This window comes from Thalassobaculum sp. (assembly GCF_040219615.1).
GTDB lineage: Bacteria > Pseudomonadota > Alphaproteobacteria > Thalassobaculales > Thalassobaculaceae > Thalassobaculum_A.
In genome coordinates, this window is sequence record NZ_JAVJSE010000041.1 from 70,560 (window position 1) to 89,841 (window position 19,282).

Genomic DNA, 19,282 nt, shown 5'->3' on the forward strand with positions numbered 1-19,282 from the left:
TCCGCCAACCCTGTCGAGTTCTGGAGACGCCGGTGTCCGACGAGATCCGTTTCACCGTCGAGGGTGGCCTGGCCACCGTCGAGCTGACCCGCCCGAAGGCGCTCAATGCACTGACCCTGGGCATGATCCGCAAGATGCATCCGCAGCTCGAGGCCTGGGAGGATGACGATTCGGTCAAGGCCGTGCTGATCAAGGGCGAGGGCGAGAAGGCGTTCTGCGCCGGTGGCGACGTGCGTGCGGTCTACCGCTCGATCGTCGACGACCTGGGCGGCAAGGGGCCGTCGGAGCTGTCGAAGACCTTCTTCCTGGAGGAATACCGGCTCAACCACACAATCCATGCGTTCTCCAAGCCCTATGTGGCGCTGCTGGACGGCGTCACCATGGGCGGCGGCGTCGGCCTGTCGGTCCACGGCTCGCACCGGATCGTCACCGAGCGCCTGATGTTCGCCATGCCGGAGACCGGGATCGGCCTGTTCCCGGACGTCGGCGGTGGCTGGTTCCTGCCGCGGCTGCCCGGCGAGTTCGGGACCTATCTGGCGCTCACCGGCGCCCGGCTCGACGCCGCCGGCGCGGTCGCCCTCGGGGTGGCGACGCACTACGTCCCGAGCACCCGGCTGCAGGGGCTGGAAGCCGCGCTGGCGACCACGATCGCGGAGGCCAGCGACGGCCGGACCGCGATCAACGACGTGCTCGACCGGTTCGCCGAGGCGCCCGACGACGATCCGACGGCCGGTCACCGCGAGCTGATCGACCGCTGCTTCGCGGAATCGTCGGTGGAAGGCATCCTGGAGGCGCTCGACCGGGCGGCCGCGGACGGCTCCGGCTTCGCCGCCGAGACCGCCGCGACGCTTCGTCACAAGTGCCCGACCAGCCTGAAGATCAGCCTCGAGCAGCTGCGCCGCGGACGGTCCATGTCGAATCTCGCCGAGGTGCTGGCCATGGAGTACCGGATGTCGCAGCACTGCATCGCCGGGACCGAGTTCTTCGAAGGCGTCCGGGCGATACTGGTCGACAAGGACCACGCCCCGAAATGGCGGCCGGACAGCATCGAGGGGGTGTCCGCGGCGCTGGTGGCGAGCTTCTTCGATCCGGTTCCAGGCCGTGAGTTCTCGCTGTAGCCCCGGCTTGACCGGCACGGTTCCCGGCACGAGCATCGCTGAAACCACCGGCAGCAACCGGATCTGAGGGAGAGACCACCATGGCAACCATCGGCTTCATCGGCCTCGGCAATATGGGCCTGCCCATGGCCCGCAACCTGGTCAAGGCCGGCCACACCGTGCAGGGCTTCGACATGGCGACCGAGCAGGTCGAGGCGCTGGCCGCCGACGGCGGCGTGGCGGTCGACACCGCGGCCGGCGCGGTCGACGGGGCGGAGGTGGTGGTCACCATGCTGCCGGCCGGAGAGCATGTGCGGACGGTCTACGGCGAATCGGTCATCGGCCGGGTGCCGTCGGGGACCCTGCTAATCGACTGCTCGACCATCGACGTCGAGAGCGCGCGCGCGGTCGCCGCCGACGCTGCCGAGGCCGGGCTGGCTATGGTCGATGCCCCGGTGTCCGGCGGTGTCGCGGGCGCCGCCGGCGGCACGCTGACCTTCATGGTCGGCGGCCCCGACGACGCGTTCGCCCGGGCCGAGCCGTTCCTGCAGAAGATGGGCAAGACGATCGTGCATGCGGGCGGCGCCGGCAACGGCCAGGCGGCCAAGATCTGCAACAACATGATCCTCGGGATCTCCATGATCGCCGTGAGCGAGGCGTTCACCATGGCCGAAAAGCTCGGCCTCGATACCGCCCGGCTGTTCGCCATCTCGTCGAAGGCCTCGGGCCAGTGCTGGTCGATGACGAACTACTGCCCGGTGCCCGGCCTGGTCGAGTCGGCGCCCTCGAATCGGGACTTCAAACCGGGCTTCACCGCCTCGATGATGCTGAAGGACCTGACGCTGGCGGAGGACGCCGCCGAGGCGGTTCATGCGGCCACTCCGCTGGGCCGCGAGGCCGCGCGACTCTACAGGGACTATGTGGAATCGGGCCACGGAGCGGTGGACTTCTCGGGCATCATTCAGATGCTGCGCGCGAACTGACGCATCCGACAATTCGAAACTCGTTGATTTAAAGGGAGGTTGTGGGCTAGATGCGATCAGGTTTCCAGAGGTTGAGATGATCGGTTAAACTGCGACCATGTCGACGCCCGATCCAAGCATCGCTCCGACTGACGTCGGATCAGCCGTAAAGCGCGAGTACCTCGAGGCTATCAAGCTTATCGAGCGGCTGCACCGTCAGTTCCTGGAGGTCGTTAAGACCGAACTCGACCGCATCGGCGTCGAGGACATCAACAACATCCAGGCGCTGATCCTCTTCAACATCGGCGAGGAGGAGCTGACGGTCGGCGAGTTGACCAACCGCGGCTACTATCTCGGCTCCAACGTGTCGTACAACGTCCGCAAGATGGTCGAGAACGGCTATCTGGTGCAGGAGCGCTCGACCCATGACCGGCGCTCGATCCGGGTGCGCCTGTCGGACAAGGGGCTCGCGCTTTGTGGGCAGATCGGCGACATGTTCGAGCGTCATGCCGGTTCACTGGCCGAATCGAACATCGCGCCGGAACACCTGAACGCGGCCAGCGTGTCCTACCGGCAGCTGGAGCGTTTCTGGATCTCGATGCTGAACTTCAACCTGCGCGGCACGATCCTCTGATCCGGCGCCGTGGCGGTCGACAGGCCGGGCGCTGCGCCCGGCATTTCCCTTGGACAGCCCCGACCCCCTTTCATAGAGTGCGCGCCTCGCCGCGACGACGTGAGAAGGGTCCATGCGACTTTCCCGCTATTTCCTGCCGACTCTGAAGGACACGCCCCGAGAGGCCGAGATCGTCTCGCACCGCCTGATGCTGCGGGCCGGGATGATCCAGCAGGCGAGTGCCGGGATCTATTCCTGGCTGCCGCTGGGCTTCCGGGTGCTCAAGAAGATCGAGCAGATCGTCCGCGAGGAGCAGGACGCCGCCGGCTGGCACGAGATCCTGATGCCGACCATCCAGTCGGCCGACCTGTGGCGCGAGAGCGGGCGGTACGAGGACTACGGCAAGGAGATGCTCCGCATCCGGGACCGGCACGACCGCGACATGCTGTACGGGCCGACCAACGAGGAGGTGGTGACCGACATCTTCCGGACCCACGTGCGCAGCTACCGCGAACTGCCGGGCCGGCTCTACCACATCCAGTGGAAGTTCCGCGACGAGGTCCGCCCACGCTTCGGCGTGATGCGCGGCCGCGAGTTCCTGATGAAGGACGCATACTCCTTCGATCTCGATTTCGAGGCGGCGAAACGCGCCTACAACCGGCAGTTCGTCGCGTATCTCAGGACTTTCGACCGGCTCGGCCTGAAGGCGATCCCGATGGCCGCGGATTCCGGGCCGATCGGCGGCGATCTGAGCCATGAGTTCATCATCCTGGCGGAGACCGGCGAGAGCGAGGTGTTCTGCCACAAGGACTGGCTGAGCGTCGATGCGGTGCCGGCGGATGTCGATTACGACTCGGACCTGCAGCCGATCGTCGACGCCTGCCTGGGGCGCTATGCGGCGACCGACGAGAAGCACGACCAGGCCACCTGCCCGGTGGCCGATGGGGACCTCGTGCGGACCCGCGGCATCGAGGTCGGGCACATCTTCTATTTCGGCACCAAGTACTCCGACCCGCTGGGTGCCAAGGTGGCCGGTACGGACGGCAAGGAAGTCACCGTCCACATGGGGTCGTACGGGGTCGGCGTCTCGCGGCTGGTGGGCGGCATCATCGAGGCCAGCCACGACGATGCCGGGATCGTCTGGCCGGAGCCGGTGGCGCCGTTCAAGGTCGGCCTGGTCAACCTCAAGGTCGGCGACGCCGGCTGCGACGCCACCACCGAGGACCTTTACGCCAGGCTCGAGAGCGCCGGGGTCGAGGTGCTGCTGGACGACCGCGAGGAGCGGCCGGGGCCGAAGCTGGCGAACATGGACCTGATCGGCCTGCCGTGGCAGGTGATCGTCGGCCCGCGCGGCATCGCCAACGGGGTCGTCGAGGTCAAGAACCGCAGGACGGGCGAGCGCGAGGAGATGACTCCCGAAGCTGCCCTCAACCGGCTGACCGGGTGATCGGGCGCGCCCCGATTTCGCCGTCGTCCCCGAGGAGACTGCCCGAATGATCTTCGGAGCCTTCGAGCGGATGCTGGCGATGCGCTACCTGCGGGCCCGCCGGCAGGAGGGGTTCATCTCGGTGATCGCCGCGTTCTCGCTGCTTGGCATCGGCCTGGGCGTGGCGACCCTGATCATCGTCATGAGCGTGATGAACGGCTTCCGGGGCGAGCTTATGGGCCGCATCCTCGGGCTGAACGGCCATGCGGCCGTGTACTCGCGCACCGGCTATATCGAGAACTTCGACCAAGCCGCCGTGCAGGTCGCCTCGATTCCCGGAATCTTCAGCGTGACCCCGCAGGTCGAGGGTCAGGCGATGCTGACCGTCAACGGCGCCGCCTCCGGCGCGGTCGTGCGCGGCATCCGGCCGAGCGACCTCAAGGCCAAGCGGCTGATCGCGGAGCATGTCGACGCCGGATCGCTCGACCGCTTCCAGGGCGACGACGCGGTGATCCTGGGCGCCCGGCTGGCGCAGCGCCTGCGGGTCGGGGTCGGCGACCGGGTCACGCTGATCTCGCCGACCAGTTCGGTCACGGTGATGGGCAGCGTGCCGCGGATGAAGGCCTACGAGATCGTCGGCCTCTTCAACGTCGGCATGTTCGAATACGACAACACCTTCGTGTACATGCCCCTGGAGGCCGCCCAGACCTTCTTCAAGATAGGGGCGACCGTGAACGCCCTGGAGGTCTTCACGCTCGACCCGGAGGACATCAGGCGGTTCCGGCTCCCGTTGCTGGAAAGCCTGCCGCCGGAGCTGTATCCGGTCGACTGGCAGCAGCAGAACTCGAGCTTCTTCAACGCGCTCCAGGTGGAGCGCAACGTCATGTTCCTGATCCTGACGCTGATCATCCTGGTGGCGGCCTTCAACATCATCAGCTCGCTGATCATGCTGGTGAAGGACAAGAACCGGGACATCGCTGTGCTGCGCACCATGGGGGCGACGCGGGGCATGATCACCCGGGTTTTCTTCATGACCGGGGCCAGCGTCGGCGTGCTCGGCACCGCGTTCGGCAGCGCGCTCGGCCTGCTGTTCTGCGAGAACATCGAGGCGATCAGGCAGGGCCTGCAGAACCTGCTCGGCGTGAAGCTGTTCGACCCGGTGATCTACTTCCTGAGCAAGATGCCGGCCGAGGTCGATCCCTGGGAGGTCGGCTCGGTCATCCTGATGGCGCTGCTGCTCAGTTTCGCCGCCACGATCTATCCGGCATGGCGGGCCGCCCGCGTCGATCCGGTCGAGGCGTTGCGCTATGAATAGCGAGCCGGTGCTGCGGCTGGAGGGTGTCACCCGCCGGTTCGGGTCCGGCGACGGCGCGCTCGACATCCTGCGCGGCGTCGATTTCGAGCTGCGCCCGGGCGAACTGGTCGCCCTGGTCGGCCCGTCGGGCGCCGGCAAGTCGACCCTGCTGCATATCGCCGGCCTGCTGGAGGCGCCGACCTCGGGCAAGGTTCTCGTCGACGGCAAGGACTGCGCCGGGCTCGGCGACGCCGGCCGGACCCGGCTGCGGCGCGACACCATCGGCTTCGTCTACCAGTTCCACCATCTGCTGCCGGAGTTCTCGGCCCGCGAGAACGTCATGATCCCGCAGATGGTGGCCGGCCTGTCGCGGGCCGAGGCCGGCCAGCGCGCCGACCAGCTTCTCAAGATGGTCGGGCTGGAGCGGCGGGCGTCGCATCGACCGGCGAAGCTGTCGGGCGGCGAGCAGCAGCGGGTGGCGATCGTGCGTGCGATCGCCAACGTGCCGCAGGTCCTGCTGGCCGACGAGCCGACCGGCAACCTCGACCCGCAGACCGCCGCGGAAGTGTTCGCGCAGCTCACCCGAATCGTCCGCGCAACCGGCCTGGCGGCACTGATCGCCACCCACAACCTGGATCTGGCGGCCACCATGGACCGGACGCTGGAGCTGAAGGACGGGACGGTTGTGGAGCAGGCGCGACGACCGCGGTCGTGAAGCCGGCCCCAGGGGCTGGGGGCGGGCGGTCTGGTTCAGTTCTTCTCGAGTCCCGACGCGTTCTTGATCGTCGCCTGGTCGAGCCGGGATCCGGCGTGGTTGGCGCCGGTAAGGTCGACCCCGTCGAGGATCGCCCCGACGAAGTTCGCGTCCTGCAGGTCGGCACTGCGGAACCGGACCGGCAGGCTCTTGCCGGTGCGGTGCCCGGCCGGATCGAGGATCTCGGCGCCTTCGATGCGGGCGCCCACGAAGCTCGCGTTGGACAGCCGGCACTCCGTGAAGTTCGTGCCGGCGAGCCGCGCCAGCGAGAAGTCGGCGCCCTCGAGGTTGGACTTCCGGAACGAGGTCAGGAACAGCTCGGAGCGGACGAAGGCCGAGCCGCTCAGGTCGGTTTCCTCGAACGACACGCCGCGCACGTCGCAGCTCGAGAAGTCCAGGCCGCGCAGATCCTTGCCGGTCAGGACCGCGCGCATGCCGAGCCGGCCGTTGCTGGCGATCCAGGTGCTGTGGAACCGCAGGGCCTGCTCGATCTCCTCGGGCAGACTGTGTTCCGCGTCCCGGTGGATCGCGCCCATCAGGTTGGTGTTGTCGAGGATCGCCTTGGACAGGTCGACGTTGCGGAGATTGGCGTCGGCGAGGTTGGCGCCCTTGAGGTTGGCGCCGTCCAGGTTGGTGCCGGTCAGGTTGGCGTTCTTGAGGTTGCAGCCGGACAGGTCGGCGCCCGAGAGGTTGGCCCCGGCGAGGTTGACCGCATGCAGCACCACATCCCGGAACACCGCGCCGCGCGCGCTGCTGACCGACAGGTTCGCCTCCGACATGTCGGAGCCGGTGAAGTCGGCGCCGTCCAGGTTGGCGTCGGTGAAGCTGGTGCTGCGCTTCTCCTCCTCGCCCCACTGCACGACATGGCCCGGGCGCATGTCGGCACCGCGCAGGACGGCGCCGGAGAGGTTGGCCATGGCGAAGTTGGCGCCGCGCAGGTCGGCCTTCTCGAAATTCGCCGACTGCAGGTCGGCCTGCGAGAAGTCGACCCCGAACAGGTCGGCGTCCGAGAAGTCGGTGACCCGGGCGTTCGCCTTGACGAAGCTGGCGCCGGTCAGGATCGCGCGCCGGAGGTCGAGAGTGTCGACGGTCTTGCCGTTGAGATTCGAACCCTTCAGCACCAGCCGTCGGCCGTTCGGCCGGCCGTTCAGGTAAGCCTCGTGCGCCTTGATCGCCTTCGCGGTCTCGAAGGGAACATCGATTGGGCGGGTGAGAACGGCTGGGGGCATCTTTCTGACGCGTCGGTTGTGGCAGGTCCGGTTTCCCCCCGGCTGGGTTCGCGCAGAATGCGGGTGAGTCGGTAAAGACTCGGTAAACACGTACCCACGATATCGGTTAAGAGGGCGAAACCGAGTCGTGTCCGGCCCGGTCTCCGCGAACGCCCGCAGACCCGCACGAACCTTGACCCGAGCCGCTGACCGTGACCGGCCGCGGCCGGCATGAAATGATGAACGATCCGCCGCCGGAGCCGAAAATGAGCCACGCCGACTTCGTCCATCTTCGCGTCCACTCCGCCTATTCGCTGGCGGAAGGGGCGATTCACGCGAAGCAGCTGGTGAAGCTGGCGAAGTCCAATGGGATGCCCGCCGTCGCCATCACCGACAGCGGCAACCTGTTCGGAGCATTGGAGTTTTCGGTCGCGGCATCGGACGAGGGGGTGCAGCCGATCGTCGGTGTCCAGCTGAAGGTCCGGCGGCCGGCGGAACCGGACCGGCGCGGGCTGCGCGTCGTGGGCGGCCGCGACGTGCAGCCGGACCAGTTGCTGCTGCTGGTGCAGTCCGAGGCCGGCTACCGCAATCTCATGGAGGTGGTCAGCCGGGCCTACATGGAATCTTCCGGCGAGGAAGAGCCGCAGGTCGCGCTCGACGAGCTGGACGGTGCGACCGAGGGGCTGATCGCGCTGACGGCGGGGCCGCGGGGCGCGGTCGGGAGGATGCTCCTGGAAGGGCGCGACGTCGACGCCGAGGCCATGCTCCTGCATCTCAACCGGCTGTTCCCGGGACGGCTGTATGTCGAGCTGCAGCGGCATTTCGAGGAGGAGGAGAACCGGATCGAGGGGCGGCTGGTCGACCTGGCCTATGCCCACGACATCCCGCTGGTCGCGACCAACGAGGTGTTCTTCGCCGACGAGGCGATGTCGGAGGCGCATGACGCGTTGCTGTGCATCGCCCAGAGCACGACGGTCGGCAACCCCAAGCGCCGCCGGGTGACGCCGCATCACCGCTTCAAGTCGGCCGAGGAGATGCGCGAGCTGTTCGCCGACCTGCCGGAGGCGGTCGACAACACGATCGTCATCGCCCGACGATGCTCCTACATGCCGCGCAAGCTCGACCCGATCCTGCCGCGCTTCGAGACCGAGGCCGGCCGCACCGAGGCGGAGGAGCTCAGGGCCCAGGCCGAGGAAGGACTGCTGGCGCGGCTGGAAGCGCATGTGTTCACGGCCGACATGGACGCCGGACGTCGCGAGGAGGTCGCCCGGCCTTACCATGCCCGGCTCGACATGGAACTCGGGGTCATCGAGCAGATGGGCTTCCCGGGCTACTTCCTGATCGTCTCGGACTTCATCAAGTGGGCCAAGGCGCACGACATCCCGGTCGGACCGGGCCGCGGTTCCGGCGCCGGCTCCCTGGTCGCCTACTCGCTGCTGATCACCGACCTGGACCCGCTGCGCTGGGGCCTCCTGTTCGAGCGCTTCCTGAACCCGGAGCGCGTGTCGATGCCCGACTTCGACATCGACTTCTGCCAGGACCGCCGCGACGAGGTGATCCGCTACGTTCAGGAGAAGTACGGCCGCGACCGGGTCGCCCAGATCATCACCTTCGGCAAGCTGCAGGCGCGCGCCGCGCTGCGCGACGTCGGCCGGGTGCTGGAGATGCCCTACGGCCAGGTCGATCGGATCTGCAAGCTGGTCCCGAACAACCCGGCCAACCCGGTCACCCTGGCGCAGGCCCTGACCTCGGAGGAGGAGCTGCGTCGCCAGCGCGATTCCGACGAGAACGTCGCCAGCCTGATCCGGGTCGCCCTCAAGATCGAGGGCCTGTACCGCAACTCCTCGACCCACGCCGCCGGGGTGGTGATCGGCGACCGGCCGCTTTCGCAGCTGGTGCCGCTGTACCGCGATCCGCGCTCGGACATGCCGGTCACCCAGTTCAACATGAAGTGGGTGGAGCCGGCCGGCCTGGTGAAGTTCGACTTCCTGGGCCTGAAGACGCTGACGGTGCTGCAGCGGGCGATCGACCTGCTGAGGGAGCGCGACATCCCGCTCGAGCTGTCGAAGATCCCGCTCGACGACGAACCGACCTACGCGATGCTGGCGCGCGGCGAGAGCACCGGGGTGTTCCAGCTTGAAAGCTCAGGCATGCGCGACGTGCTGCGCCGCCTGAGGCCCGACCGCTTCGAGGACATCATCGCGCTGGTGGCGTTGTATCGCCCGGGCCCGATGGCCAACATCCCGAAATACATCGCCTGCAAGCACGGCGATGAGAAGCCGGACTACATGCACCCGCGGCTGGAGCCGGTGCTGACCGAGACCTTCGGGATCATGATCTACCAGGAACAGGTGCAGCAGGCCGCCCAGCGGCTGTCGGGCTACACCCTCGGCGGCGCCGACCTGCTGCGCCGGGCCATGGGCAAGAAGATCAAGGAGGAGATGGACGCCCAGCGCGAGAGGTTCGTGTCGGGCGCGGTCGACAACGGGGTCGACGAGGCACAGGCCAGCGGGATCTTCGACCAGATCGCGGCGTTCGCCGGCTACGGCTTCAACAAGAGCCACGCCGCCGCCTATGCGCTGGTCGCCTATCACACCGCCTACCTGAAGGCCAACCACCCGGTCGAGTTCCTGGCGGCGTCCATGACCTACGACATGGGCAACACCGACAAGCTCAACACCTTCCGCCAGGAACTGCAGAAGCTGAAGATCCCGCTGCTACCGCCGGACATCAACCGCTCGCGCCGCGATTTCGCGGTCGAGCGCCTGGCCGACGGCCGCATGGGTATCCGCTACGCCCTGGCCGCCATCAAGAACGTCGGCGGGGCGGCGATGGATGCGCTGGCGACGGCTCGCGACGAGGGCGGGCCGTTCCGCAGCCTCGGCGACTTCGCGGACCGTGCCGACCCGCAGCACGTCAACAAGCGCCTGCTCGAGAACCTGGTGAAGGCCGGCGCCTTCGACGCCCTGCACCCGAACCGGGCCGAGCTGTTCGAGAGCCTGGAGACCGTGGTCCGGCACGTCAGCGCGGCGGCCAGCGAGCGCGATTCCACCCAGGTCAATCTGTTCGCGGTCGACGGTGGCCGCGAGCCGACGCGGCTGCGCCTCAAGGACCGCCCGGACTGGCCGCCGATGGAGCGGCTGAAGGAGGAGTTCGACGCGCTCGGCTTCTATCTCTCGGCGCATCCGCTCGACGCCTATGAGGAGTCGCTCGGCCGCCTGAAGGTGGTGCCGTCCGACCGCGCCCTCGCCGAGACCCGCGCGAAGGGTGGCACGACCCGGCTGACGATGGCCGGCATCGTCGTGGGCAAGCAGATCCGCACCTCGAAGTCGGGCAACCGCTTCGCCTTCGTGCAGCTGACCGACCGCACCGGGGTGTTCGAGGTGACGCTGTTCTCCGAGGTGCTGGCGGTCAGCCGCGAACTGCTGGATTCCGGCGAGCCGCTGCTGGTGAAGGCCGACGCCCGGGTCGAGGACGACGCCATGCGGCTGCTCGCCTCGCGGTTGGAGCCGCTCGACAAGGCGGTCGAGCAGACCGCGGCCGGGCTGGAGATCCATGTGCGCGATACCCGGGCGCTGGAGCCGCTGCGGTCGCTGATCGCCAACGAGGGCCGCGGCCGTGGCCGCATCCGGGTGGTGGTGCCGACCGGCGAAGGCGACGTCGGCATCGTCCTGCCCGACGCCTACAAGGTGTCGAGCCAGCTGCGCGGGGCGGTGAAGGCGATCCCCGGAATCGATCTGGTGCGCGATCTCTGAGCGGCTGCCGATGGCGGAGGTGGGTTTCGCGCCGTCGCCTTGAGTGGCAGGCTGGGCGTCTTCGATCGACCGGAGAGATCCGATGAAACGCATCGCCGTCCTCGGCTTCGCGCTCGAGAGCAACGCCTTCGCGCCACCCTGCGGGCGGGCCGACTTCGAGCAGCGCGGCACCTATCGCGGGGCCGAGATCGACCGCGAGGCGCGGGCCGAGCATCCCGCGATCTATTCCGGGATCTCCGGGTTCTATGCCGAGATGGACCGGCGTTACGGCCGGTCCGGCTGGCAGCCGGTGCCGGTCGTCCATGCCGCCTCGCAGCCGGCCGGACCGGTCGAGGAGGACTATTTCAAGGGGCTGCTGGCCGAGTTCGAGGCTGGGCTGGCCGCGGCCGGGCCGCTGGACGGGGTGTATATCGCCGAGCATGGCGGCGCGACCGCGACCCATACCCACGATCCCGACGGCGAGGTGTTCGCGCTGGTGCGGCGGGCCGTCGGGCCGGATGTCCCGGTGGTGGCGACCCTCGACCTGCACGCCAATGTCTCGGACGTCATGATGGACAGCGTCGACGTCCTGGTCGGCTATCGCACCAACCCGCATGTCGACATCTTCGAGCGCGGCGCGGAGGCGGCGCGGCTGCTGGAGGAGCTGATGGCCGGCGTGCGGCCGACGGCGTTCCGGGTCCGGCTGCCGCTGGTCGGACCCTCGGTCACGCTGCTGACCGCCGACGGTCATCCCTACGGCGATCTGATCCGGCTCGGGCAGTCGAAGCTCGACGACCGGGTGATGAACGTCACCATCCTGGCCGGCTTCGCCTTCGCCGACACGCCGAAGAACGGCATGACGGTGATCGTGACGACCCGGGACGACCCGGCGCTCGCGAAGCGTCTGGCGGTCGAGCTCGCGGCGGCCGGCTGGGCCGACCGCGGGCGCTACGTGCCCCGCATGATCGGGCTCGACGACGCGGTCGCGCAGGCCCTGGCGGCCGGTGCCGACCCGATGAGCCCGTCGCTTCTGTTCGCGGATCCGGCCGACAACCCCGGCGGCGGCGGCCGCGGCAACACCACCTACATCCTGGCGGCCTTCCTGGCGGCCGGCGTGCACGGCTGCATCGCCGGCGTGTTCTTCGATCCCGCCCTGGTCGAGCAGGCCTTTGCGGCCGGCGAGGGCAACGGCTTCCGGGCCGACCTGAACACCCGCGAGACCGCGCGGTTCTCCGATCCGCTGTCCTGGGACGCGCGCGTCGTGCACCTGCACGACGGCCGGTTCGTCGGCCGCCACGGCATGGTCGAGGGCAAGTCCGTGGATCTCGGCCGGACTGCCGTGCTGGCGCTCGACGGCGTCACCCTGGTGGCGATCAGCAAGCGCCAGCAATGTCTGTCGAGCGACTTCTTCGAGGCGTTCGGGATCGACGTTGCCGGTGCGCGGTCGATCGTCGTGAAGTCGCGGGGCCATTTCCGTGCCGGCTTCCAGCACCTGTTTCCGCCGGAGCGGATCCGCGAGGTCGACGTACCGGGGCTGACCTCGCCGAACCTCGCGAACTTCGACTGGCAGGGCCTGCCGCGCCCGGTGTTTCCGCTCGATTCGGACGCGGGCTGGGCGCTGCCGTCCTAGCGGTCACGGGCAAAGCCGGGCGCGGTCCTTGGTCAGGACGCCGCCGGCATGGCTCACGGCGGCGCAGAAGAACAGGGTCAGCCCGCTGTCGGCCGGGGTGCGGCAGACGGCACCGCCCGGCGACTTCTCGAACCAGGCGCGGGCGTCGGCACCCTGGATGTCCCGGTAGTCGCCGGACAGGCGGTCGGATTGCCGGTAGCTCGCGCCGTCGTCGTCCGACAGGGCGAGCCGCGTGGCGCTCGGCGGGTAGCACAGGGTCTCGGCGATCCGGTCGCCCAGCTCGCCGGCACGGGCGTCGCCGACACCCGCCGCGAGGACCGCCACGGCAAGGCCTGTTGCCGTGAAAGCGCTGCCCGACGCTTGCAAAATCCGGCCGGGGAGAGTAGATAGGCGCCCGCTCAATCCCGCACACGGGCCCGCGGTGGCGGACGGCCGAAACCCTTCGGTCGCCTGTCGTCGCTCCGGTGTCGAGGCGTCGCCTCGACCAAGACCCGTGGAGGCGAAACCGGAGAATGTGAGGAAAATTATGGCTGTCCCGACGTTTACCATGCGCCAGCTCCTTGAAGCCGGCGTGCACTTCGGCCACCACACCCGCCGTTGGAACCCGAAGATGGAACCGTACATCTTCGGCGTCCGGAACAACATCCACATCCTGGACCTGCGCCTCACGGTGCCGATGCTGCATCGGGCGCTCGAGGCGGTCCGCGACACCACCGCGAAGGGTGGCCGGGTGCTGTTCGTGGGCACCAAGCGCCAGGCGGCCGACATGATTTCGGAGGCGGCCAAGCGCTCCGGCCAGTACTTCGTCAACCACCGCTGGCTCGGCGGCATGCTGACCAACTGGAAGACGATCTCGCACTCGATCAAGCGTCTGCGCGATCTCGAGGAGCAGCTCGACGGCTCCGAGGCCCTCGGCCTCACCAAGAAGGAGACCCTCGGCCTGACCCGCGAGCGCGAGAAGCTCGAGCGGGCGCTCGGCGGCATCAAGGAGATGGGCGGCCTGCCGGACATCCTGTTCGTGATCGACACGAACAAGGAGAGCCTGGCGATCCAGGAAGCCAACAAGCTCGGCATCCCGGTGGTGGCGGTGCTCGACAGCAACTGCGACCCGCACGGCGTGCAGTTCCCGATCCCGGGCAACGACGACGCCATGCGCGCGGTGTCGATGTATTGCGAGCTGGTGGCGAATGCCGTGCTCGCCGGTCTGCAGGCCGAGATGATGGCCTCGGGTTCCGACGTCGGGGAGAGCGCCGAGGCGCCGTCCGAGCCGGCGCTGGCGGCCGAGGTCGCCGAAGCGGCGGCCGAGGGTGCTCCGGCCGAGGGTGCTTCGGCCGAGGGTGCTGCGGCAGAGGGCGAGGCCGTCGCCGAGGAGAAGGTCGCCGAGCAGGCCCAGGCCTGATCGCGACCGACTGACTGGCGGATGAGAGCGGCGCCGGCCCCGGGGGTCGGCGCCGGCGTCCATATCGAACGACGAGGATGAGAACGATGGCGGTTACGGCAGCCCTGGTGAAGGAACTGCGCGACAAGACCGGCGCCGGCATGATGGATTGCAAGAAGGCGCTGAGCGAGACTGACGGCAACCTGGAGGCGGCGGTCGACTGGCTGCGGACCAAGGGCTTGGCGGCGGCGGCCAAGAAGTCCGGCCGGGTCGCGGCCGAGGGACTGGTCGGCGTCGCCGTCGACGGCACCAAGGGCGCGGTGGTCGAGGTCAACTCCGAGACCGACTTCGTGGCCCGCAACGAGGGCTTCCAGTCCTTCGTCGAGACCGTGACGTCGCTGGCGCTCGCCAACGGGACCGATGTCGAGGCCCTGAAGGGCATCGCCTATCCGGGCACCGGCCGAAGCGTCGGCGAGGAGCTGACCAACAACATCGCGACGATCGGCGAGAACATGTCGATCCGGCGCGCGGCCTCGGTCGCGGTGTCGGACGGCGTGATCGTCCCCTACGTCCACAATGCGGTGAAGCCCGGTCTCGGCAAGATCGGCGTGCTGGTGGCCCTGGAGTCGACCGGCGACAAGGCCAAGCTGGCCGATCTCGGCAAGCAGATCGCCATGCACATCGCGGCGGCGGCGCCGCAGAGCCTGTCCACCGACGACCTCGACCCGACGGCGGTCGAGCGCGAGCGGGCGGTGCTGGTCGAGCAGGCGCGCGCGTCGGGCAAGCCGGACAACATCATCGACAAGATGATCGAAGGCCGGATCCGCAAGTTCTATCAGGAGGTCGTGCTGCTCGAGCAGACCTTCGTGATCGACGGCGAGACCCAGATCCGCAAGGTCGTCGAGGCGGCAGCCAAGGACGCCGGTGCACCGGTGGCCCTGACGGGCTTCGTCCGGATGCAGCTCGGCGAGGGCATCGAGAAAGAGCAGTCGGACTTCGCTGCGGAAGTGGCAGCGCTCGCCGGTTGATGTAGAACAGGAGCGGCCGCCGGCGACCGGAGGGACAAGGGCGATGGGCTCCGAAACCGACCAATCAGAGACCGACCATAGGGCAGCACCCGGGCCGTATTCCCGGGTGCTGCTCAAGATTTCCGGCGAGGCCCTGATGGGCAACCTCGCCTACGGCATCGACCCGGAGATGGTCGACCGGGTGGCCGGCGAGATCGAGTCGGTGCACTCGATCGGCATCGAGGTCTGCCTCGTCATCGGCGGCGGCAACATCTTCCGCGGCATGTCGGCGGCCGCTTCGGGCATGGAGCGCACGACCGGCGACTACATGGGCATGCTGGCGACGGTCATGAACTCGCTCGCCATGCAGAGCGCGCTCGAGCGGCGCGGCATCCCGACCCGGGTGCTCTCGGCACTGCCGATCGCGGCGGTCTGCGAACCCTACATCCGTCGCCGCGCGATGCGGCACATGGAGAAGGGCCGGGTGGTGATCTTCGCCTCCGGGACCGGCAACCCGTTCTTCACGACCGATACGGCGGCCGCGCTGCGGGCCTCCGAGATGGGCTGCAGGGCGCTCCTGAAGGCGACCAAGGTCGACGGCGTGTACGACGCGGATCCCATGAAGGTGCCGGACGCCAAGCGTTACGAGCAACTCACCTATATGGACGTCCTGCGCCACGACCTTAAGGTAATGGACGCGTCGGCGATTTCGCTGGCGCGCGAGAACGACATTCCGATTCTGGTGTTCTCGATCCACAATAACGGCGCGTTCGCCGACGTGGTCCAGGGTAAGGGACGGTTCACGATAATCACGGAGTAGGGGACATGGCGGACCTCGATCTCGACGACATCGAACGGCGCATGGACGGAGCCGTCAGCGCGCTGAAGAGCGAGTTCGCCGGACTGCGGACCGGGCGCGCCTCGGTCAGCCTGCTGGAGCCGATCCATGTGGAGGCGTACGGGGCCCGTATGCCGCTGAACCAGGTGGGCACCATCAGCGTGCCCGAGCCGAGGATGATCTCGGTCCAGGTGTGGGACCGTTCGATGACCAAGGCGGTGGAGAAGGCGATCCGCGAGTCGGACCTGGGGCTGAACCCGCAGTCCGATGGCCAGCTGATCCGGGTGCCGCTGCCGGACCTCTCGGAGGAGCGGCGGGCCGAGCTGGTGAAGGTCGCCTCGAAATACGCCGAGAGCGCCCGGGTGGCGGTCCGCAACGTGCGCCGTGACGGCATGGACCATCTGAAGAAGATGGAGAAGGACAGCGAGATCAGCCAGGACGACAAGCGCCTCTACGAGGATGAGATCCAGGAGCTGACCGACAAGCACGTCAAGGCCATCGACGAGGCCTTGGCATCCAAGGAAAAGGACATCATGCAGGTCTGACCGATGGTCGATGCCGCGCCGCAGCTTGGGGAGAGCGACCGGCCGCTGCATGTTGCCGTCATAATGGACGGCAATGGGCGGTGGGCCAGGGCGCGCGGAATGCCAAGGACCTTCGGTCACCGCGAGGGGGCCAAGGCGGTCCGGCGCGCCGTCGAGGCGGCGTCCAGTCTGGGCGTCGGCCACCTGACGCTGTTCGGCTTCTCTTCGGAGAACTGGAGCCGGCCGGTCCAGGAGGTCGTCGACCTGATGGATCTGCTGCGGTTCTATCTGCGTCGCGAGATCGCCGATCTGCACAAGGACGGCATCCGTTTCCGGGTCATTGGCGACCGCAGCCGGCTGTCCGACGACATCGTGACCCTGATCGAGAACGGTGAGCGGCTGACCGCCGGCAACAGCCGGATGGTGCTGACGGTGGCGCTGAGCTACGGCGGCCGACGGGAGCTGACGGGCGCGGTCCGGCGGATCGCCGAGGAAGTCGCCGCCGGTCGCCTGAACCCCGCCGACATCGACGAGGCGGCGGTGGCGTCCTGGCTGGACACCGCCGACATGCCGGACCCGGATCTGCTGATCCGGACCAGCGGCGAGAAGCGGATATCGAACTTCCTGCTGTGGCAGATCGCCTATTCGGAGTTCATCTTCATGGATGTGCTGTGGCCGGACTTCGACCGCTCGCATCTGGAGGCGGCGCTCGACGAGTACGCCCGCCGAGACCGGCGCTACGGGCGGGCGACGGGGCAGGGCAGCGGATGACCGACGGGGCCGGCAAGCCACCGCCGAGAAGCGGCCGCAGCGACCTGCGACTCCGGGTGGTTTCCTCCCTGGTCATGATTCCGGCCGCCGCCGCCACCGTATTCGCCGGCGGGCCCGCCTTTCAGCTCGGTGTCGCACTGGTGTGCGGGCTGATGGCCTGGGAGTGGGGCAGCCTGGTCGCCGCGCAGCCGGGCAGGGTGGTGGCCCGGAGCCTGGTGTTCGCGGTGTCGGCGCTGTCGCTCGGCTGGATGCTGCTGCGCGGCCCCTACGAGGGGGTCGCGGCGGCCGTCGTCGGTGCGCTCGCGATCATCGTCCTCGGACGGGTCACCAAGCTGCCCAGCGCGCCCTGGCTGGCCGTCGCGATCATCAGCATCGCCATGCCGGCGATCGCGATCCTTTGGCTGCGCGACGGTGCGCCGCTCGGCCTGGAAACCCTGATCTGGGCGTTGGCCACGGTCGTCCTGACCGATATCGGCGCCTATGCGGCGGGTCGGGCGATCGGCGGCCCGAAGCTCATGCCGTCGGTCAGCCCGTCGAAGACCTGGGCCGGCCTGGCCGGCGGGGTCGCCGCCGCGGTCGCCGGCGCCCTGGTCGCCGCCAGCCTGGTCGACGGTGCCAACCCCTGGATTCTGGCTCCGATCGCGGCGCTGCTCGCGGTCGTGGCCCAGATCGGAGACCTCATGGAATCGGCGGTGAAACGGGTCTTCCGGGTCAAGGACTCGAGCAGGCTGATCCCCGGGCACGGTGGCGTGCTCGATCGCGTCGACGGACAGGTCGCGGTGCTGCCGCTGGTTGCCCTGCTGGTGCATCTCACCGGCCGCAGCGTGCTGCAGTGGTGAGCGACGGGCGGCCGCGGCGCGTCAGCGTCCTCGGCTCGACCGGGTCGGTCGGCTGCAACACCCTGGACCTGGTGGAGCGACACCCCGAGCGGTTCGCCGTCGCCGCGCTGGCGGCCGGATCGAATGCCGGGCTGCTGGCCGAGCAGGCGAGGCGGACCCGGGCCGGTTTCGTCGCGATTGCCGACGAGAAGGCCTGGCCGGCCCTGAAGGACGCGCTCAGCGGGTCCGGGATCGAGGCCGCTGCCGGCCCGGCGGCGGTCGACGAGGCGGCACGCCGCGACACCGACTGGACGATGGCGGCGATCGTCGGGGCCGCCGGTCTGGCGCCGACCCTGACCGCGCTCCGCCAGGGCCGGGTGGTGGCGCTCGCCAACAAGGAGGCGCTGGTCTGCGCCGGCGACCTGTTCGTCGCCGAGGCGCGGGCCGCCGGCGCGACCATCCTGCCGGTCGATTCCGAGCACAACGCGATCTTCCAGGTGTTCGAGGCCGACCGCCCGGCGGCGATCGAGAAGATCATCCTGACCGCGTCCGGCGGGCCGTTCCGGACCCTGTCGCGCGACGCCATGCGGGCGAAGAGCGTCGAGGACGCTCTGGCCCACCCGAACTGGTCGATGGGGCCGAAGATCTCGATCGACTCCGCCACCATGATGAACAAGGGGCTGGAACTCATCGAGGCGCACCATCTGTTCGGCCTGCCGGAGGACCGCATCGACATCCTGGTGCACCCGCAGTCGGTGGTGCACAGCCTGGTCGCCTATGTCGACGGCTCGGTGCTTGCACAGCTCGGGTCGCCCGACATGCGCACGCCGATCGCCTACGCACTGGCGTGGCCCGACCGGATGCCGTCGCCGACGCCGCGGCTGGACCTGGCGGCTCTGGCACAGCTGTCCTTCGAGGCACCGGACCCGGTCCGCTTCCCGGCGCTCCGGCTGGCGCGCGAGGCGCTGCGCGCCGGCGGATCCGCGCCGGTGGTCCTGAACGCCGCCAACGAGGCGGCGGTCTCCGCCTTCGTGGCGCACCGGATCGGCTTCACCGAGATCGCCGAGGTGGTGGAGGCGGTGCTGGAGGCCATGCCGGTGTCGAGTGTCGCCGATCTCGACGCCGTGACCGGGTTCGACCGCGCGGCGCGTGAATGTGCGGCCGGCATCATCGCCGGCATATTGACGCACCGGCCGCGCGTTGCTTCCGCGGGCGGCGCGGACTAAGT

General features: G+C 68.8%; 17 protein-coding genes. 15 read left to right on the forward strand and 2 right to left on the reverse strand.

All coding sequences use genetic code 11. The annotated features are described in order from the left end of the window. Positions 1-32: 32 nt before the first annotated feature. The 6 genes from RIC31_RS23230 (at position 33) to RIC31_RS23255 (ending at position 6,107) form a co-directional block, all read left to right on the forward strand. Positions 33-1,118, forward strand: coding sequence for an enoyl-CoA hydratase/isomerase family protein (locus RIC31_RS23230; protein ID WP_350113685.1), 1,086 nt, complete (start codon positions 33-35; stop codon positions 1,116-1,118). A gap of 80 nt (positions 1,119-1,198) precedes the next feature. Beyond that, positions 1,199-2,080 carry a 3-hydroxyisobutyrate dehydrogenase gene (gene mmsB / locus RIC31_RS23235; protein ID WP_350113688.1) on the forward strand — a complete coding sequence of 294 codons (882 nt, stop codon included), beginning with the start codon at positions 1,199-1,201 and terminating at the stop codon, positions 2,078-2,080. Between the two features lie 97 nt (positions 2,081-2,177). Next, positions 2,178-2,693 carry a MarR family winged helix-turn-helix transcriptional regulator gene (locus tag RIC31_RS23240; RefSeq protein ID WP_350113691.1) on the forward strand — a complete coding sequence of 172 codons (516 nt, stop codon included), beginning with the start codon at positions 2,178-2,180 and terminating at the stop codon, positions 2,691-2,693. A gap of 112 nt (positions 2,694-2,805) precedes the next feature. After that, the gene (proS, locus tag RIC31_RS23245; protein WP_350113694.1) at positions 2,806-4,119 is read left to right on the forward strand and encodes a proline--tRNA ligase; all 1,314 of its coding nucleotides are present in this window, start codon (positions 2,806-2,808) and stop codon (positions 4,117-4,119) included. A gap of 46 nt (positions 4,120-4,165) precedes the next feature. Beyond that, a complete protein-coding gene (locus tag RIC31_RS23250) occupies positions 4,166-5,413 on the forward strand; it encodes a lipoprotein-releasing ABC transporter permease subunit (protein ID WP_350113697.1) in 1,248 nt (415 codons plus the stop codon). Further along, positions 5,406-6,107, forward strand: a complete 702-nt coding sequence (locus RIC31_RS23255) for an ABC transporter ATP-binding protein (RefSeq protein WP_350113700.1) — start codon at positions 5,406-5,408, stop codon at positions 6,105-6,107. Before RIC31_RS23250 ends, RIC31_RS23255 begins: the two co-directional genes overlap by 8 nt. 35 nt (positions 6,108-6,142) lie before the next feature. Here the strand turns inward: RIC31_RS23255 and RIC31_RS23260 are convergent, their stop codons facing one another. Beyond that, positions 6,143-7,375 (reverse strand): pentapeptide repeat-containing protein, encoded by a 1,233-nt coding sequence (locus RIC31_RS23260; protein ID WP_350113703.1) that lies wholly within the window; start codon positions 7,373-7,375, stop codon positions 6,143-6,145. A 245-nt stretch (positions 7,376-7,620) separates the two neighbouring features. On the opposite strand from RIC31_RS23260, the gene dnaE reads away from it, so the two are divergent. Beyond that, positions 7,621-11,109: a DNA polymerase III subunit alpha gene (gene dnaE, locus RIC31_RS23265; RefSeq protein WP_350113706.1), complete on the forward strand. Its 3,489-nt coding sequence runs from the start codon at positions 7,621-7,623 to the stop codon at positions 11,107-11,109. Between the two features lie 82 nt (positions 11,110-11,191). Continuing rightward, a complete protein-coding gene (locus RIC31_RS23270) occupies positions 11,192-12,718 on the forward strand; it encodes a M81 family metallopeptidase (RefSeq protein ID WP_350113709.1) in 1,527 nt (508 codons plus the stop codon). Positions 12,719-12,721: 3 nt separating this feature from the next. On the opposite strand, the gene RIC31_RS23275 is transcribed toward RIC31_RS23270, so the two are convergent. Then, positions 12,722-13,042 (reverse strand): hypothetical protein, encoded by a 321-nt coding sequence (locus RIC31_RS23275; RefSeq protein ID WP_350113711.1) that lies wholly within the window; start codon positions 13,040-13,042, stop codon positions 12,722-12,724. Between the two features lie 202 nt (positions 13,043-13,244). Here RIC31_RS23275 and rpsB point away from each other — a divergent pair, with 202 nt between their 5' ends. The 7 genes from rpsB (at position 13,245) to RIC31_RS23310 (ending at position 19,280) form a co-directional block, all read left to right on the forward strand. Beyond that, positions 13,245-14,117 carry a 30S ribosomal protein S2 gene (rpsB, locus tag RIC31_RS23280; RefSeq protein ID WP_350113713.1) on the forward strand — a complete coding sequence of 291 codons (873 nt, stop codon included), beginning with the start codon at positions 13,245-13,247 and terminating at the stop codon, positions 14,115-14,117. 86 nt (positions 14,118-14,203) lie between these two features. After that, positions 14,204-15,124, forward strand: coding sequence for a translation elongation factor Ts (gene tsf / locus RIC31_RS23285; RefSeq protein WP_350113717.1), 921 nt, complete (start codon positions 14,204-14,206; stop codon positions 15,122-15,124). A gap of 43 nt (positions 15,125-15,167) precedes the next feature. Then, entirely contained in the window at positions 15,168-15,923 is a 756-nt protein-coding gene (pyrH, locus tag RIC31_RS23290) for a UMP kinase (protein ID WP_350113720.1), read from the forward strand. Between the two features lie 5 nt (positions 15,924-15,928). Then, complete coding sequence (gene frr, locus RIC31_RS23295; protein ID WP_350113723.1) at positions 15,929-16,486, forward strand: ribosome recycling factor; 558 nt, start codon at positions 15,929-15,931, stop codon at positions 16,484-16,486. A 3-nt stretch (positions 16,487-16,489) separates the two neighbouring features. Then, positions 16,490-17,236 (forward strand): isoprenyl transferase, encoded by a 747-nt coding sequence (locus RIC31_RS23300; RefSeq protein WP_350113726.1) that lies wholly within the window; start codon positions 16,490-16,492, stop codon positions 17,234-17,236. Then, on the forward strand, positions 17,233-18,075 hold the full coding sequence (locus tag RIC31_RS23305; protein WP_350113729.1) for a phosphatidate cytidylyltransferase: 843 nt from the start codon (positions 17,233-17,235) through the stop codon (positions 18,073-18,075). The genes RIC31_RS23300 and RIC31_RS23305 overlap by 4 nt, the downstream gene beginning before the upstream one ends. Beyond that, complete coding sequence (locus tag RIC31_RS23310; RefSeq protein ID WP_350113732.1) at positions 18,072-19,280, forward strand: 1-deoxy-D-xylulose-5-phosphate reductoisomerase; 1,209 nt, start codon at positions 18,072-18,074, stop codon at positions 19,278-19,280. The genes RIC31_RS23305 and RIC31_RS23310 overlap by 4 nt, the downstream gene beginning before the upstream one ends. Positions 19,281-19,282 lie beyond the last annotated feature (2 nt).

Excerpts from the sequence above, each read along its gene's own strand:
- mmsB (WP_350113688.1), top strand. The coding sequence starts at position 1,199 with ATGGCAACCATCGGCTTCATCGGCCTCGGCAATATGGGCCTGCCCATG.
- RIC31_RS23240 (WP_350113691.1), top strand. The coding sequence starts at position 2,178 with ATGTCGACGCCCGATCCAAGCATCGCTCCGACTGACGTCGGATCAGCC.
- proS (WP_350113694.1), top strand. The coding sequence starts at position 2,806 with ATGCGACTTTCCCGCTATTTCCTGCCGACTCTGAAGGACACGCCCCGA.
- RIC31_RS23250 (WP_350113697.1), top strand. The coding sequence starts at position 4,166 with ATGATCTTCGGAGCCTTCGAGCGGATGCTGGCGATGCGCTACCTGCGG.
- RIC31_RS23255 (WP_350113700.1), top strand. The coding sequence starts at position 5,406 with ATGAATAGCGAGCCGGTGCTGCGGCTGGAGGGTGTCACCCGCCGGTTC.
- RIC31_RS23260 (WP_350113703.1), bottom strand. The coding sequence starts at position 7,375 with ATGCCCCCAGCCGTTCTCACCCGCCCAATCGATGTTCCCTTCGAGACC.
- dnaE (WP_350113706.1), top strand. The coding sequence starts at position 7,621 with ATGAGCCACGCCGACTTCGTCCATCTTCGCGTCCACTCCGCCTATTCG.
- RIC31_RS23270 (WP_350113709.1), top strand. The coding sequence starts at position 11,192 with ATGAAACGCATCGCCGTCCTCGGCTTCGCGCTCGAGAGCAACGCCTTC.
- rpsB (WP_350113713.1), top strand. The coding sequence starts at position 13,245 with ATGGCTGTCCCGACGTTTACCATGCGCCAGCTCCTTGAAGCCGGCGTG.
- tsf (WP_350113717.1), top strand. The coding sequence starts at position 14,204 with ATGGCGGTTACGGCAGCCCTGGTGAAGGAACTGCGCGACAAGACCGGC.
- pyrH (WP_350113720.1), top strand. The coding sequence starts at position 15,168 with ATGGGCTCCGAAACCGACCAATCAGAGACCGACCATAGGGCAGCACCC.
- frr (WP_350113723.1), top strand. The coding sequence starts at position 15,929 with ATGGCGGACCTCGATCTCGACGACATCGAACGGCGCATGGACGGAGCC.
- RIC31_RS23300 (WP_350113726.1), top strand. The coding sequence starts at position 16,490 with ATGGTCGATGCCGCGCCGCAGCTTGGGGAGAGCGACCGGCCGCTGCAT.
- RIC31_RS23305 (WP_350113729.1), top strand. The coding sequence starts at position 17,233 with ATGACCGACGGGGCCGGCAAGCCACCGCCGAGAAGCGGCCGCAGCGAC.